The 14,919-nt window shown below is 51.1% G+C and carries 16 protein-coding genes; 11 read left to right on the top strand and 5 right to left on the bottom strand.

The genetic code is table 11. From position 1 onward, the window contains the following. Positions 1 to 2: 2 nt before the first annotated feature. Genes J1G48_RS11175 through hypA form a run of 8 tightly spaced genes read left to right on the top strand, consistent with a single transcriptional unit; the run spans position 3 to position 6,127 of the window. Positions 3 to 1,805, top strand: coding sequence for a nickel-dependent hydrogenase large subunit (locus J1G48_RS11175; RefSeq protein WP_000331200.1), 1,803 nt, complete (start codon positions 3 to 5; stop codon positions 1,803 to 1,805). Then, positions 1,756 to 2,499 (top strand): Ni/Fe-hydrogenase, b-type cytochrome subunit, encoded by a 744-nt coding sequence (cybH, locus tag J1G48_RS11170; protein WP_000924456.1) that lies wholly within the window; start codon positions 1,756 to 1,758, stop codon positions 2,497 to 2,499. The genes J1G48_RS11175 and cybH overlap by 50 nt, the downstream gene beginning before the upstream one ends. Positions 2,500 to 2,504: 5 nt before the next feature. After that, positions 2,505 to 3,113 carry a HyaD/HybD family hydrogenase maturation endopeptidase gene (gene hybD / locus J1G48_RS11165; RefSeq protein ID WP_000852664.1) on the top strand — a complete coding sequence of 203 codons (609 nt, stop codon included), beginning with the start codon at positions 2,505 to 2,507 and terminating at the stop codon, positions 3,111 to 3,113. Then, complete coding sequence (gene hypC / locus J1G48_RS11160) at positions 3,113 to 3,412, top strand: HypC/HybG/HupF family hydrogenase formation chaperone (protein ID WP_000334904.1); 300 nt, start codon at positions 3,113 to 3,115, stop codon at positions 3,410 to 3,412. The genes hybD and hypC overlap by 1 nt, the downstream gene beginning before the upstream one ends. After that, positions 3,409 to 3,819, top strand: coding sequence for a hydrogenase (locus J1G48_RS11155; RefSeq protein ID WP_000155985.1), 411 nt, complete (start codon positions 3,409 to 3,411; stop codon positions 3,817 to 3,819). Before hypC ends, J1G48_RS11155 begins: the two co-directional genes overlap by 4 nt. 17 nt (positions 3,820 to 3,836) lie before the next feature. Beyond that, positions 3,837 to 4,898: a hydrogenase expression/formation C-terminal domain-containing protein gene (locus tag J1G48_RS11150; protein ID WP_001109927.1), complete on the top strand. Its 1,062-nt coding sequence runs from the start codon at positions 3,837 to 3,839 to the stop codon at positions 4,896 to 4,898. After that, complete coding sequence (locus J1G48_RS11145) at positions 4,886 to 5,773, top strand: ATP/GTP-binding protein (protein ID WP_001189401.1); 888 nt, start codon at positions 4,886 to 4,888, stop codon at positions 5,771 to 5,773. Before J1G48_RS11150 ends, J1G48_RS11145 begins: the two co-directional genes overlap by 13 nt. 12 nt (positions 5,774 to 5,785) lie before the next feature. Beyond that, a complete protein-coding gene (gene hypA, locus J1G48_RS11140; protein ID WP_000544772.1) occupies positions 5,786 to 6,127 on the top strand; it encodes a hydrogenase maturation nickel metallochaperone HypA in 342 nt (113 codons plus the stop codon). Positions 6,128 to 6,267: 140 nt separating this feature from the next. On the opposite strand, the gene ompC is transcribed toward hypA, so the two are convergent. Then, positions 6,268 to 7,386, bottom strand: a complete 1,119-nt coding sequence (gene ompC / locus J1G48_RS11135) for a porin OmpC (RefSeq protein WP_000758335.1) — start codon at positions 7,384 to 7,386, stop codon at positions 6,268 to 6,270. A gap of 716 nt (positions 7,387 to 8,102) precedes the next feature. Between ompC and J1G48_RS11130 the strand changes: the two genes are divergently transcribed. Further along, positions 8,103 to 8,645, top strand: coding sequence for a nuclear transport factor 2 family protein (locus J1G48_RS11130; protein ID WP_000513126.1), 543 nt, complete (start codon positions 8,103 to 8,105; stop codon positions 8,643 to 8,645). A gap of 55 nt (positions 8,646 to 8,700) precedes the next feature. Here J1G48_RS11130 and J1G48_RS11125 read toward each other — a convergent pair whose 3' ends face one another. From J1G48_RS11125 to sad, 4 genes are all read right to left on the bottom strand, one after another. Continuing rightward, positions 8,701 to 9,615, bottom strand: coding sequence for a bestrophin family protein (locus J1G48_RS11125; protein ID WP_001676844.1), 915 nt, complete (start codon positions 9,613 to 9,615; stop codon positions 8,701 to 8,703). Positions 9,616 to 9,869: 254 nt separating this feature from the next. Next, the gene (locus J1G48_RS11120) at positions 9,870 to 10,229 is read right to left on the bottom strand and encodes a DUF4186 domain-containing protein (protein ID WP_000992449.1); all 360 of its coding nucleotides are present in this window, start codon (positions 10,227 to 10,229) and stop codon (positions 9,870 to 9,872) included. Further along, positions 10,229 to 11,155, bottom strand: a complete 927-nt coding sequence (gene glsB / locus J1G48_RS11115; RefSeq protein ID WP_000312240.1) for a glutaminase B — start codon at positions 11,153 to 11,155, stop codon at positions 10,229 to 10,231. Before glsB ends, J1G48_RS11120 begins: the two co-directional genes overlap by 1 nt. A gap of 72 nt (positions 11,156 to 11,227) precedes the next feature. Beyond that, positions 11,228 to 12,616, bottom strand: a complete 1,389-nt coding sequence (gene sad, locus J1G48_RS11110; RefSeq protein WP_000178407.1) for a succinate-semialdehyde dehydrogenase — start codon at positions 12,614 to 12,616, stop codon at positions 11,228 to 11,230. A gap of 102 nt (positions 12,617 to 12,718) precedes the next feature. Here sad and J1G48_RS11105 point away from each other — a divergent pair, with 102 nt between their 5' ends. Together J1G48_RS11105 and J1G48_RS11100 are read left to right on the top strand one after the other, a co-directional pair. Next, positions 12,719 to 13,591, top strand: a complete 873-nt coding sequence (locus J1G48_RS11105) for a LysR family transcriptional regulator (RefSeq protein WP_000366539.1) — start codon at positions 12,719 to 12,721, stop codon at positions 13,589 to 13,591. A gap of 115 nt (positions 13,592 to 13,706) precedes the next feature. After that, on the top strand, positions 13,707 to 14,897 hold the full coding sequence (locus J1G48_RS11100) for a sugar transporter (RefSeq protein ID WP_000154617.1): 1,191 nt from the start codon (positions 13,707 to 13,709) through the stop codon (positions 14,895 to 14,897). Positions 14,898 to 14,919: the final 22 nt, after the last annotated feature.

Here is a 14,919-nt window from a genome sequence, read left to right as displayed (position 1 = left end):
TTATGGCATATCCTTATCAGACTCAGGGTTTTACGCTGGACAATAGCGGACGGCGAATTGTGGTCGATCCGGTTACTCGCATCGAAGGGCATATGCGTTGCGAAGTGAATATCGACAGTAATAATGTCATTACTAACGCCGTGTCGACCGGCACCATGTGGCGCGGCCTGGAGGTTATCCTGAAAGGTCGCGATCCGCGAGACGCCTGGGCATTTGTTGAACGCATTTGCGGCGTCTGCACCGGTACACACGCTCTGACCTCAATCCGTGCCGTAGAAAATGCGCTGGGAATCGCGATTCCGGACAACGCAAACTGTATCCGTAATATGATGCAGGCTACGCTACACGTTCACGATCACCTGGTGCATTTTTATCATCTGCACGCGCTGGACTGGGTTGATGTGGTTGCCGCCCTGAAAGCCGACCCGCATCAGACCTCCGCCATCGCGCAAAGCCTTTCCGCATGGCCGCTATCCTCGCCGGGATATTTCCGCGATTTGCAAAATCGACTGAAGCGGTTTATCGAGTCCGGTCAACTTGGCCCTTTCCGTAATGGCTACTGGGGACATCCGGCGATGAAACTTCCGCCGGAAGCCAATTTGCTGGCGGTCGCCCACTATCTTGAAGCGCTCGATTTTCAAAAAGAGATCGTAAAAATTCACACCGTTTTCGGTGGTAAAAACCCGCATCCTAACTGGCTGGTGGGCGGCGTTCCTTGCGCCATCAACCTTGACGAAACGGGCGCGGTCGGCGCAGTGAATATGGAACGCCTGAACCTTGTCAGTTCCATCATCCAAAAAGCTCGCCAGTTCTGCGAACAGGTTTATCTTCCGGACGTCTTGCTGATTGCCAGTTATTACAAAGACTGGGCAAAAATCGGCGGCGGGTTATCGAGCATGAACCTGCTGGCTTATGGCGAGTTTCCGGATAACCCTAACGATTATTCCGCCAGTAATCTTCTGCTTCCGCGTGGGGCTATCATTAACGGTCGTTTCGACGAAATTCATCCTGTCGATTTAACCGCCCCCGATGAGATTCAGGAGTTTGTCACTCACTCCTGGTATACCTATGGTAACGGCAATAACGATAAGGGCCTGCATCCCTGGGATGGTCTGACCGAACCGCAACTGGTCATGGGCGAACACTATAAAGGCACAAAAACTTTTATCGAACAGGTGGATGAGTCCGCTAAATATTCATGGATTAAATCGCCGCGCTGGAAGGGACATGCGATGGAGGTAGGTCCGCTGGCGCGTTATCTGATTGGATATCATCAAAATAAACCGGAATTTAAAGAGCCCGTGGATCAACTGCTGAGTGTATTAAAGCTGCCTAAAGAAGCGCTCTTTTCTACATTAGGACGTACTGCCGCGCGTGCGCTGGAATCCGTATGGGCAGGCAATACGCTGCAATATTTCTTCGATCGTCTGATGCGTAACCTCAAGTCCGGCGATACGGCGACGGCAAACGTCACGCTCTGGGAACCCGATACCTGGCCTACATCGGCAAAAGGCGTTGGTTTCAGCGAGGCGCCGCGTGGCGCGCTGGGGCACTGGATAAAAATTGAAAATCAGAAAATCGACAGCTATCAGTGTGTGGTACCGACAACCTGGAATGCCGGGCCACGTGACGATAAAGGTCAAATTGGCGCGTACGAAGCGGCGTTAATGGGGACTAAACTCGCCGTTCCCGATCAACCATTGGAGATTTTACGTACTCTGCACAGCTTCGATCCCTGCCTGGCCTGCTCCACCCATGTTATTGATAATCATGGAGGGGAGCTGGTCAGGGTTCAGGTACGATGACGACGATTCGGAGGTCTCAATGCATCTCAAAGAAATAACCAGCCAGGGGTACTATATCTATGAAGCTCCGGTCCGTTTATGGCACTGGATCACGGCGTTATCCATTGTCGTCCTGGCTGTTACAGGATATTTCATTGGCCGCCCCCTGCCATCGATTCAAGGTGAAGCGACCTTTATGTTTTGGATGGGCTGGATACGACTGATCCATTTTACCACGGCGTATATTTTTACTGTCGCGCTGCTGTTTCGTATTTACTGGGCATGTGTCGGCAATGAGTACGCCAGGGAGATGTTTCTGGTTCCGTTCTGGCGCCGCGCCTGGCGCAAAGGCGTTATCAGCGAAATCCGCTGGTATTTTTTCCTCGAAAAAGAGGCCCATCGTTACTATGGACATAATCCGGTAGCGGGACTGGCGGTAATGTTCTATTTCTGGATGTCCGTACTGATGGTGTGTAGCGGCTTTGCGCTCTATGGCGAAGGACTTGGAACAGACAGTTGGGCGTATCAATGGTTTGGCTGGATGATTCGCCTGACTGGCAACGATAGCCTCGCGCTGCATTTCTGGCACCGGCTGGGCATGTGGTTCATTATCGCCTTCGTCATTGCGCATGTTTATACCGCTATCCGCGAAGACATTATGAGCCGACAAAGCGTGATTTCCGTCATGATAAGCGGCTGGCGCTGGTTCAGGTGATAACAATGGCAGAAGTAACAATCTTAGGGCTTGGCAACCTGCTTTGGGCAGATGAAGGGTTCGGCGTCAGAGCGGCGGAAAAGCTGTTTGAACAGTATGCCGATAACGAGAAAGTTGACGTTGTTGATGGCGGTACGCAGGGGCTGGCGCTGCTGCCCTGGCTGCAACAGACCGAAAAACTGTTAATCATGGATGCTATCGATTTTGGTATGGCGCCAGGTTCGCTGGCGATGTTTCGTGATGAACAGGTTCCCGCCTATCTGACGGCGAAAAAACTCAGTTTACATCAGACCAGTTTTTCTGAAGTGCTGGCATTGCTGCAATTAACCGGCGGCCAGTTATCGGAGATTGTGCTGATTGGCGTGCAGCCGGAATGTCTGGATGACTATGGCGGGAGTCTTACGCCGCAGGTAAAGGCGCAACTGATGCCTGCGGTCTATCTCGCGCAGGAAGTGCTGGCGCAATGGGGTATCACCGCCTCTTCAGCGGCCTTGCCCACTGAAAGACTCAATCATTACAGCCTGTGTATGGAACGCTACGAAGATGAACGCCCAGATGCGCAAAGCGCTTGCCGGGTCGGCGATATTCGGGTGCTACAGAGAGAGAAATCATAATGTGTATCGGCGTTCCTGTGCAGGTTATTTCACCCGGTCAGTGGTTCGCCAAATGCCGCGACCGACACGGCGAGCTTATCGACGTTGATATTCGGCTTGTGGCTCCCCCCTTAGCAGGCGCATGGCTGCTGACATTTGGCGGCGCAGCACGACGAGAAATGGACGAAGCGGAAGCCGCTGAGGTACTGGCGGCGCTGGACTCACTGGAACAGGCCATGCTCACGCAAAGCGATCCGCTGACCGGTTTTGCCGATTTATTGTCTCGCACGCCTGAATTACCGGAGCATTTAAAAAAATGACTATCTCACCCCAAAATCCTGTTTGTCCACTGGCGGATAAAGGCTTTCTGGTTACCGATGCGCAAACGCTCCCGTCGTTGATTAATGCGCATCCGACTGTGCTGGTTTTGCTGCAAAGCGACCCCAACAAACATCCGGAAGTCGCCGACAGTTGGGTCATCATCCCGGAGATCCTCAAGCAATTTCCGGCGACGTCTTATACCGCGGCATTTGCGGATAGCGAACAGAGTGAACTGATCGCCCGGGAGTATCGCATTCTGAAATATCCGGCGCTGCTTTTCTTTCGCCAGCACCGTTTTGTCGGCAGTCTGGCGGGATTATATAGCTGGCAAGAATACTCTCAGCGGGTGGCCGCATTGCTGACCACACCGGGCTATCGTCAGGATATTCCCGTTATCACGCAATAGAATGAAAGGTAACACACGTGAATTATTCCAGAACTATTCCAGTCGTTAATATTGCCGGACCAGGCTCGCAGCCAGAAGAGGAAGACTTTAACTTTCTTCCTATCCCCGCCGGCATTAATCTCCCGCTGACGCCGGTTTTACCGGAACAGGCGCTGCCCGCTGAGCTCCGTGTTGCCAGACACATCCTGACTACGCTTATTCGCGATATGGATAACCCAGTGGCAACGCTCCCCTTTCCCCTGAGCTATAAGCTGAATGCCACTGAGCAACAGAATAGCGGTTTATTGGATCAACTGCTCGGCGAAGGTGAAATCTCCGCCCGGGTACTATTATCCGATGGAAAAGAACAGCGTATTCAGGAGACGGTTTTTACGGGCGTCTGGCGTGTGCGTGAATATAACGCTGACCAGCAACGGGTTGCCGATGAAATTATCATTGGCCCGATCCCAGAGAGCATCTGGCAGACGCATCCGCAGCCGCCGATTACGCCAGAATTGCCGCCACAACCGGCGGGATTGATGAATGGTGCCTTTATCGCGCATGAAATAGCCGAGCGCGTAAAACAGCCGGTAAAAGAGCCGCATATCATTAACTTAACGCTGTTGCCAGTAAACGATGCCGATCGCGAGTATCTGGATCATTTTTTAGGCGAAGGTTGTAGCGCTATTTTTTCACGCGGATATGGTAAATGCCGGATTGTAAGCACGCATTTTCCCGGCGTATGGCGGGTCAATTATTTCAATGATATGAACACATTACTGCAAGATATGATTGAGATAGCGGACATTCCTGATATCGCCGTTGCAGGCATCGATGATATCGAAGATGCCTACGCGGGGCTAAAAAATACGTTGGAATGGTTGAAAGAATACCCGGTTACAGAAAATGAGCCAGTGGTGCGCATGGAGTGCAAAGTATGTTGGTGGGTTTACGACCCTGCGCTGGGCGATGACGTATGGCAAATTCCACCCGGTGTGCCCTTCAGCCAGTTACCTGATTACTGGTGCTGTCCGGTTTGCGAAACCAGTAAGTCCGGGTTTATGGTGATCGATGAAGGTAATAGTTCGTGCAAAGATTGACCGTCTATTCTCACCCGCTACGGATTATCTGGCAGGAGGCGCCGATCGGTCGTTTGTTACAGGGCGCAACGCCGGTATACGCAAAAACGCTTATTTCACGTTTGTTTACGTTGTGCGCTCAGGCGCACAGCGCGGCGGCGGCTTTACTGTTGTTTCCTGAAAAGAAGCCAGATATGCAGGCCGCACAACAAGAGCTGGCGCGAGAAACGCTCCGTCGCGCGTTGACAGACTGGCTCCCCCTGTTTAGCCACCGACAGGCAACCGCTGAAGAATGGGCGTTGTTACGTCGCGGAGAGTTATCCCCGCTGGCAAGCACAATCTTTTTTGACGATGATCCTCAGACCTGGCTTGCCGCTGGCGTAAAGGGCTGGGAAGCCTGGTTTTTGCAAGAGCGTTCTGAAACCGCCCGCTGGCTGGCGGCAGTACAGAATATCATTACACCTACACTACCGATGGCATCGTCCCCGGACCATACGTTAATAACCCATGGTCCCCTGGATGTCTCGCCTCTGGCTATCGAATATCCGCTGCTGTCAGCCTGTTGTCTTAGCGGTAAAACGACTGCGCTACGTCTGCTGGCCCGCTGCATTACGCTCGCCCGAAGTTTGAGCGCCCTTCCCACCCTGCGCTGGAATCGTTTTGATGATGGCGAATGGAAAATAGCGGTAGTGGAAACCGCGCGAGGATGGTTAGTTCATCAGGCCAGACTGACGACGTCAGGCAATATTCTTGATTACCGTATTATCTCGCCTACCACACGTCACGCCCAACCTGACGGCGTCATTGCTCGCGAACTGGCCACTATTCCACTCTCATTGTGGTCGCAACAGTTACAGGTAATTGATCCTTGTGTCGCCGTAAATATTGTTGAATGAAGGAGCTGGCCCATGCATGAATTAGCCCTGGCGCAAAATATTATCGAATTGCTGGAGGAACAGGCAGTAAATCACCAGTTCAGCAAGGTAAAGCAAGTCTGGCTGGAGATTGGCGTTATGGCCTGTGTTGAGGTGCCGGCGCTGCATTTTGGCCTGGACGTCGCCGCTCGTCATACCCTTGCCGACAATGCGCGTTTCCACATTACTATCGCACCGGCGCAAGGTTGGTGTCTGTCCTGTAATCAACCCTTCACCTCTCAAACATCCACACTCTGTTGTCCCTTTTGTCATTCAGGCAAAGTGCAGATAGATGACAGTAGCAGAATGCGCATTCGCGAGATCGAAGTCGAATAGTCAACGAATAGGCAATAAAAAAGGACGCCAGAAGCGTCCTGAAATAATAAAAGAATAAATTAACAATAATAAAGGTTAAGCAGTGACCCAGTTTTGGGAAAAGGAGGGTATCCCTAAACTGTCTTAATCAGCAAGTTTTATCAAAACTCGTAGACTAAGCCGAGCGCCACGGTGTTGTCTGTATTAGGATTCGATGGGTTGCCATCTTTTAGCAGATTGATTTTGTAGTCAACATACGCGGACATATTTTTATTGAAGTAGTAATAGGAACCCACATCAATATATTTCACAAGGTCGAACGAACCCAGTCCATCAACATCATTGGCTCTGGATTGCAGGAATGCCAGTGACGGGCGTAAGCCATTATCAAATTGATATTGCCCTACCATTTCCCAGTTATCGGTTTTATGTGCAAAGCCGCCCAATGTATCGCCCATATAGGTCATATCATAAGTACGGGTATAGTTTGCCGCCAGGTAAATATTATTGGCATCATACTTCACGCCGCCAGTCCAGGCTTCAGCGCGGTCGCCATTGTCGTATTTATCTTGCGTCATCTGATCAAGCGTGCGTTTGGAACTGGTATAGGCTGCCCCCAGGCTCACCCCCATGCCCAAATCATATGTCGCTGATGCCCCGAAACCATCGCCATTCTGGTACGCGATACTTTTTCTGGCATTATTACTTAAAGGATCGCCTTCTTTCGACAGGCCGTCATTTTTACCCTGATACTGCAACGCAATATTCAGACCATCAACCAGACCAAAGAAATCATTATTGCGATAAGTCAGAACGCCATTCGCGCGTCCGGTCATAAAATTATCGGAAGCTTCATACGAATCATTACCAAATTCAGGCAGTACGTCAGTCCATGAACCAATGTCGTATAACACGCCATAGTTACGACCATAATCAACAGACCCCATATCGGCAAATGCCAAACCAGCAAAACCGAGACGCGTCCAGCTTTGCGGGGAACCGCTGGAGTCACCATCTTCCGGACGATTGGCGTTGACCTGATACTCCCACTGTCCAAAACCGGTTAGTTGATCGGTAATTTGAGTCTCGCCTTTAATACCCATACGGATATAAGATTGATCGCCATCCGTACTATGATTACTGGAAAAATAATGCAGGCCGTCGACCTTGCCATACAAATCCAGTTTATTGCCATCCTTGTTATAGATTTCTGCTGCGTTGGCGGCTCCAGCCATCATTACGGCTGCGGCTACCGCAGATAACACCACTACTTTTTTCATTTTATATGCCTTATTTGTCTTATTTTTGGACTTTCCGCAAAACCTGCTCGCGGAACTGTCCAGGACAATATCACTAACAATTACCGTGCGTTAAGTTTCAAAGTGTAATATTAGCTTGCTATGTATTAGTGATGTTAAAATGCAAGTTAAGCATGACTACATCAATGATATGCCCTGTTTTCTGCTGTAATAACAAGGGGGTTACCAGTAGAGAACTGGCTTACGGTCGGGGATGCCAGGGCGAGAATGGCACTGAATACTCGGCTGACATTCGTTAAGACGGAATCATAATCAAGTCAGTTGAGGCCACAGTCCTTCTTATTTTTGTGTATAATTTGTTACGTTTACATTTATTTCTAAATTAGCGTTATGAAAATATCAGTACTACTGAAATAGCACTTCTTCGCTTCGTGTATTTTTACTATGGTTAATTATCACATAGCGCAAACGGTCATTTGCATATCACTATTCATAAGATTAACTATTTACCAGCGGTAATAAACATAAAAGTAAGTCAATGGACAACAACAATACTGAAACTCTAAATGTTGATATTTTGAGTCATGTCGTTACAAACAAATACGATATTCTTAATTGCACTACTCCCTTTTCGGGGTAGTTTTATAGAAGGATGTTTTTTATTGTTCGTGAGCCATGCTCCTTTAGTATAAAAGTGAACGTAACAGGAAAGATAAAGCGTCTCAAAAACAGACCATATGGGTATAACTATTATGCAAAAAACGTCACTATTGTTTTCGGCCGCCGCGATAACGTTAACTCTGATGGTGTCATCGGCATCAGCGGCAACGCCAACCGCCGCACAAAATGAAGCTACGTCGACCGTTAAACAAGAAATTACAGAAGGCATTAACCGTTACCTTTATTCAATAGATAAGGCAGACCCAACGTTAGGCAAGCAGCTCTTTTATGTTTCACCGGAAACCAGTTTTATTCATCCACGCGGTCACGAACGCGGATGGTCGCAGATCGCTGAAAATTTTTATGGCACCACTATGGGTAAAACTTTCAGTAAACGCACATTAAAACTGGACGCTCCCCCTGCTATTCATGTGTATGGCAATGCCGCCGTTGCAGAGTTCGACTGGCATTTTACCGCGGTACGCCGTGATAATGGGCAGACTCAACACACGACAGGCCGCGAAAGCCAGGTGTGGGCGAAGATACCAAACACAGGATGGCGAATCGTTCATGTCCACTACTCCGGTCCAGCCAAAACCGGCGTTGGAGAAGGCTATTAAGCTTTGCTCTTCAGGTTATGGCGCAGATGAACATTCTGCGCCTGTTAAGACAAACTCAGGTCAGTTGATAGCGCTTATCCGGTATCCGTTTTTCCGGAATATCCCTTTCATCATTCATTTGCAGTAAATCGATTTCTATCGCATTGCATATCGCATCCAGCGGTAAATCATTATTTTCAGTACCGAACGGATCTTCCAACTCTTCCGCTAACGCATCCAACGCGATAAACGTATAAGAAATAAGCACCGAAATAAACGGCGTCATATAGTGCAGATCAACCACCAGTGCAAATGGCAACATAATGCAGAAAAGATAAACCGTACGATGCAAAATTAACGTATAGGCAAAAGGCACCGGCGTGTTGGCGATGCGTTCACAGCCGGCCAACACTGACGACATATCATTTAAACGGTTGTTGAGGCTATGAAATAAAATATCGGAAAGCTTTCCGCTGCGGCGGCGAATCGCCAGCCACTCTCCCATCAGCAATAAGATACGGTTAGCAGGGGAATGGGAAGCGACAACTTTCTGTAACGCCTCCTGGTCAAGATAGTTGCCCAGAACTTGCGTTTGAGGCTGTCGACGCAATGTCATACGCAAACAGTGGGCAAAAGCGATTTGTAACCGAACAAAATCCTCGATACCGCGTTCATCAGGCAAGGTTGTTTTCACCTCACGCAGTATTGAGCGTGAAGCGATCATCAACTGCCCCCACAAATGTCGCGCTTCGACGTAACGCGCATAACAGGCATTATTGCGAAACCCCAGAAAAATGGCGATAGCGACGCCCAGTATGCTAAACGGCGCAAGGGTAAACTTAATACCCAGCATTGTGTACCAGGGCAGCATGATAATAATGGCGATAGAAAGAAGAAAGTTAAGGAGCAGTCGTGAAAAGATTTTAGATAACACGGAACCATGCCAGACAAATATCAGGCGAATCCAGTGCTGTTGTGGTCTAACGATCATGATTATCTTCAGCAGGTAAAAAAGCACTGTCATTAAACGTGATCCAGATCAAGGTTGCAAGCTTCTGGTGATACACGGATCCCCTGCCCTGTAGAACATTTTTTGCACAGTGCTGACAGGCATTGAAAAAAAACAACCAAACGTATGTTGTAACTAAAAAGACACTTCAGCACATGAGATATATAACGGTCAACGGCTGCTATCAGTGGTATAGGGTGATTTATCGGGGAAAGCGTCAGCAACGACGCGCTGCTCTACCGCTGATTCATTTGTATGACCAGCCAGTAATGGATAACGCTGACAATATACTGTTGCTGCGCTTCGCTCAGCGGTTCTCCCTGAGGAATCTGGTGCCACTTCGCCAGGCACCCGCGACAGCAGGTTGCCGTCGCATGTTGCGCGATAAATACCGGATGGCCCCGCATCGGCGTTTGCTTACCATCATTCGCCGGGTGAGCTGGCGCCAGTCGCTGGGCGATAAAATCGGCGGCGTGTTTATCAATCACCTCCGCGCCTTTATCCCAGCAATATTGTCTTTCTTTTATCCCGAGACGAAAACGCGAACGAAATGTCGATCGCGCCAGGCGGGCAAAGAGCGGTTCAAGCGCATTCATCAGTATACCGAACGTCCTAACGTTTGTGTTAATTGTTCAAGCGCGGCGATACCTGCCAGAGAGTTTCCCGCAGGATCCAGCTCCGGACTCCAGACGGCAATCGCCATTTCATGCGGCACAATGGCGACAATACCACCGCCCACGCCGGATTTAGCGGGCAATCCTACCCGCCAGGCAAACTCTCCGGCATTCTGATACATCCCGCTGGTCGCCATTAGCGCATTAATTTGCCGGGCCTGCATGGGGGTCACTACCGGCTCGTCGAGATGAAACGCCTCGCCCTGATTCGCCAGAAAGACAAACGTCCTCGCCAGTTCCATGCAGCTCATTTTCAACGCACAGTAGTGGAAGTAATTTTGCAACACGGTAGGCACATCATGATGAAAATTACCGAATGATTTCATCAGCCAAGCAATAGCGGCGTTACGGGCGGAATGCTCAAATTCAGAGCGCGCGACCGTAGCGTCATACGTAATATCCGATACGCCGCAAAGCGCGCGCACAACTTCCAGCATCCGCTGACGCGGCGCGCTAAGCCGGCCTTGCAACATGTCGCATACCACCAGCGCGCCCGCATTAATAAATGGATTACGCGGGATGCCTTGTTCCATCTCTAACTGAACCAACGAATTGAACGGCGAGCCGGAAGGATCTTTTCCGACGCGCTGCCAGATCTCCTCTTCCGGATAATGACGCATCGCCACCACCAGACTGAGCACTTTCGAAATAGACTGAATAGAGAAGCGTTCGTGCGCATCGCCCGCCTGATAATGCTGCCCGTCCACGGTACAAATCGCTATCCCCAGCTTTGAACCCTCGACGGACGCTAATGCCGGAATATAGTCAGCGACTTTGCCCTGGCCAATGAGGGGGCGAACGCGCTGTAAAATCGTCTCTAAAATTGCATTATCCATGGCCCAGGCCACAACATGCTCCTTGCTCGCAGGTCTGAAAAGGCCTGCGAGTATAGCAGAGGGCGCCACGCGACGTCAGGGCAATTAGACGCGGTTCTTCCAGACGGTCTGCACATTACAAAATTCGTGTAAACCAAAGTGCGAAAGCTCGCGACCGAAGCCACTTTTCTTCACCCCGCCGAATGCCACACGCGCATCGCTGGCGCTGTACCCATTAATGAATACCCCGCCGCACTCAAGACGCGCCGCCATCTCCGCGGCCAGCGTATCGTCGGCGGTAAAGATCGTCGCCGACAGGCCAAACTCACTGTCATTCGCCAGCGCGAGGGCGTGCGCCGCATCTTTTGCGACGGTAATGGCGGCAACAGGCCCAAAAAGTTCCTGACGAAATGCAGTCATGTCAGGTGTAACATCCGCCAGAACGGTCGCGGCATAATAGTTGCCCTCCCCGGCGATTTTCTCCCCGCCCAACAGTAGCCGTGCGCCTTCGGCGACGGAAGCCTGCACCTGTTGATGGAGTTCATCACGCAAATCAAAGCGCGCCATCGGCCCCAGGTCATTCTCTTCAACCAGAGGATCACCTATCTTTAATGCTGCGGCAGCCGCCACAAAACGATCGGTAAACGCCTGCGCAATGCCCTCTTCGACAATAAAACGTTTGGCGGCGGCGCAGACTTGTCCGGTGTTTTGATAGCGTCCTGCAACCGCAGCTTTTACCGCCAGCTCGAGATCGGCATCATTGAGTACAATAAACGGATCCGAGCCCCCCAGTTCCAGTACGCACTTTTTCAGCGCCGCCCCAGCCTGAGCGCCAATCGCCGCGCCGGCGCGCACGCTACCGGTCACCGTCACCGCCGCGATTCGCGGATCGTTAATCATCTGACTCACGCCCTCATTATTGGCGTTCACCCATCCATAGACGCCAGCGGGAGTACCGGCTTCCGTCAAGATTCGGGCTATCATCTGCGCGCAACCCGTGACATTGGGCGCATGTTTTAACAAGTAGCTATTCCCCGCCAACAGTATCGGCACTGCCCCGCGTAACACCTGCCATAAAGGAAAATTCCACGGCATTATCGCCAGAATGACGCCCAGCGGACGGTATTCAATCACCGCCTGCTGATTTTCTACCAGCGTAGGCTCAGGATTCAGCATTGCCGGGCCATGTTCCGCATACCAGTCGCATAACGCGGCGGATTTCGTCACTTCCGCACGCGCCTGCTTTATGGGTTTACCCATTTCACGCGTAATACATTGCGCCATCTCTTCTGCATGAGCGCGAAGCGCCTGACCAATATCGCGTAATGTTTGCGCCCGTTGCGCTACTGATGTCATTTTCCACTTTTTGAAACCGCTCGCCGCCAGACTCAGCGCATGTTCAATCTCTTGCGCGTTAGCCCAGGGCATTGCCGCCAGCGTCTGGCCGGTCGCAGGATTAACGGATAACGCCTGTGTTGCAGTCATCATGGTCATGTTCTTTCTCTCGTTATCAGGGGAGTTGTACCATCATGACGCCCTTTACCATTTCTGAAAAATGAATAATATTAACCAGACTATTCACGAATTAAGAAAACCATGGACCTGACGCAACTGGAAATGTTTAACGCTGTCGCTCTGACGGGCAGCATTACGCAGGCGGCGGCAAAAGTACACCGCGTTCCGTCCAACCTGACCACGCGTATCCGCCAGCTTGAAGCCGACCTGGGCGTCTCTCTGTTTATTCGCGAAAACCAGCGACTCAGGCTGTCACCAGCCGGGCATAACTTTTTACGTTACAGCCAGCAGATCCTGGCGCTGGTCGATGAAGCCCGCATGGTGGTTGCCGGAGAGGAACCGCAAGGACTGTTTTCACTCGGCGCGTTAGAAAGTACTGCCGCCGTACGTATCCCCGCGCTGCTGGCGGGTTATAACCAGCGTTACCCTAAAATTCAGTTCGCGTTAACGACCGGTCCTTCCGGCGCCATGCTGGATGGCGTGCTCGAGGGAAAGCTGAACGCCGCCTTTATTGATGGCCCGCTAATGCATCCGGGGCTGGAAGGTATACCGGCTTACCAGGAAGAGATGATGATCGTCGCGCCACACGGCCATTCCGTCGTTTCGCGGGCCAGCGAGGTGAATGGTTATAACATCTATGCTTTTCGCGCCAACTGTTCTTACCGACGGCATTTCGAAAGCTGGTTTCATGCCGATGGCGCGACCCCCGGTACGATTCACGAAATGGAGTCATATCATGGAATGTTGGCGTGCGTAATTGCCGGCGCAGGTATTGCGCTGATGCCAGCAAGTATGCTCAACAGTATGCCAGGACATCATCAGGTGGAAGCCTGGCCGCTGGCGGAGAAGTGGCGCTGGCTTAACACATGGCTAATGTGGCGGCGCGGGGCGATGACGCGTCAGCTTGAGGCCTTTATCGAGTTACTTAACGCCCAACTGGCGAGCGTCGACTGAAGACGAAACGGCCTGCGAAGTAAATGAGAAGCAGGTCACAAAATGATTGTCTTTTCGCCAGTAAACGTTTTAAGATCGCGGCCTCACCTTCTCGCAACTAACCCGAAATATTTTTATGACAATCAATCCAGTTTCCCGCAAGGTCGCGTGGCTACGGGTAGTTACGCTTGCTATTGCCGCTTTTATTTTCAATACCACAGAATTTGTGCCGGTTGGTTTGCTATCAGACATTGCTGAAAGCTTTCATATGCAAACCGCGCAGGTCGGCATCATGCTAACCATTTACGCCTGGGTAGTTGCCGTCATGTCGCTGCCTTTTATGCTTCTTACCAGTCAAATGGAGCGCCGTAAGCTACTAATTTGTCTGTTTGTTTTGTTTATTGCCAGCCATGTGCTCTCCTTTCTGGCATGGAACTTTACCGTGCTGGTCATTAGCCGTATTGGTATCGCTTTCGCCCACGCTATTTTCTGGTCGATAACCGCCTCGCTGGCGATCCGCCTGGCCCCTGCCGGGAAACGCGCGCAGGCATTAAGTCTGATAGCGACCGGCACCGCGTTGGCCATGGTGCTTGGGCTGCCGATAGGTCGCGTTGTTGGTCAGTATTTTGGCTGGCGCACCACCTTTTTTGCCATCGGCATGGGCGCATTAATTACGCTGCTATGTCTGATTAAGCTTCTACCGAAATTGCCGAGCGAGCATTCCGGCTCACTAAAAAGTTTACCTTTGCTATTCCGGCGCCCGGCGCTGATGAGCCTCTATGTGCTGACCGTCGTTGTGGTGACTGCGCATTACACAGCTTATAGCTATATTGAACCGTTCGTTCAGAATGTCGCCGGGCTCAGTGCGAATTTTGCTACCGTCCTGTTACTGATCCTCGGCGGCGCCGGGATCATCGGCAGCCTCGTGTTTGGTAAACTGGGTAATCGCCATGCCTCGTCGCTCGTCAGTATCGCTATTGCCCTGCTGGTTGTCTGTCTGCTTCTGCTGCTGCCTGCGGCGGATAGCGAAGCGCATCTGGCCATACTGAGCATTTTCTGGGGCATCGCGATTATGGTGATAGGGCTCGGTATGCAGGTGAAAGTACTGGCGCTGGCCCCGGACGCGACCGATGTCGCAATGGCGCTATTTTCAGGCATCTTTAATATTGGTATTGGCGCTGGCGCGCTGGTAGGCAATCAGGTGAGTTTGCACTGGTCAATGTCGGCCATCGGCTATATTGGCGCCATACCCGCCTGTGCCGCGCTGGTATGGGCTGTGCTCATATTCCGCAAATGGCCAGTGACGCTGGAAGAACAACCGCATTAAGACATTCGTCTGCCGGGAACAG

The organism is Salmonella sp. SAL-020, assembly GCF_017372215.1.
GTDB lineage: Bacteria > Pseudomonadota > Gammaproteobacteria > Enterobacterales > Enterobacteriaceae > Salmonella > Salmonella enterica.
This window is presented reverse-complemented; position numbering and strand designations above follow the sequence as displayed.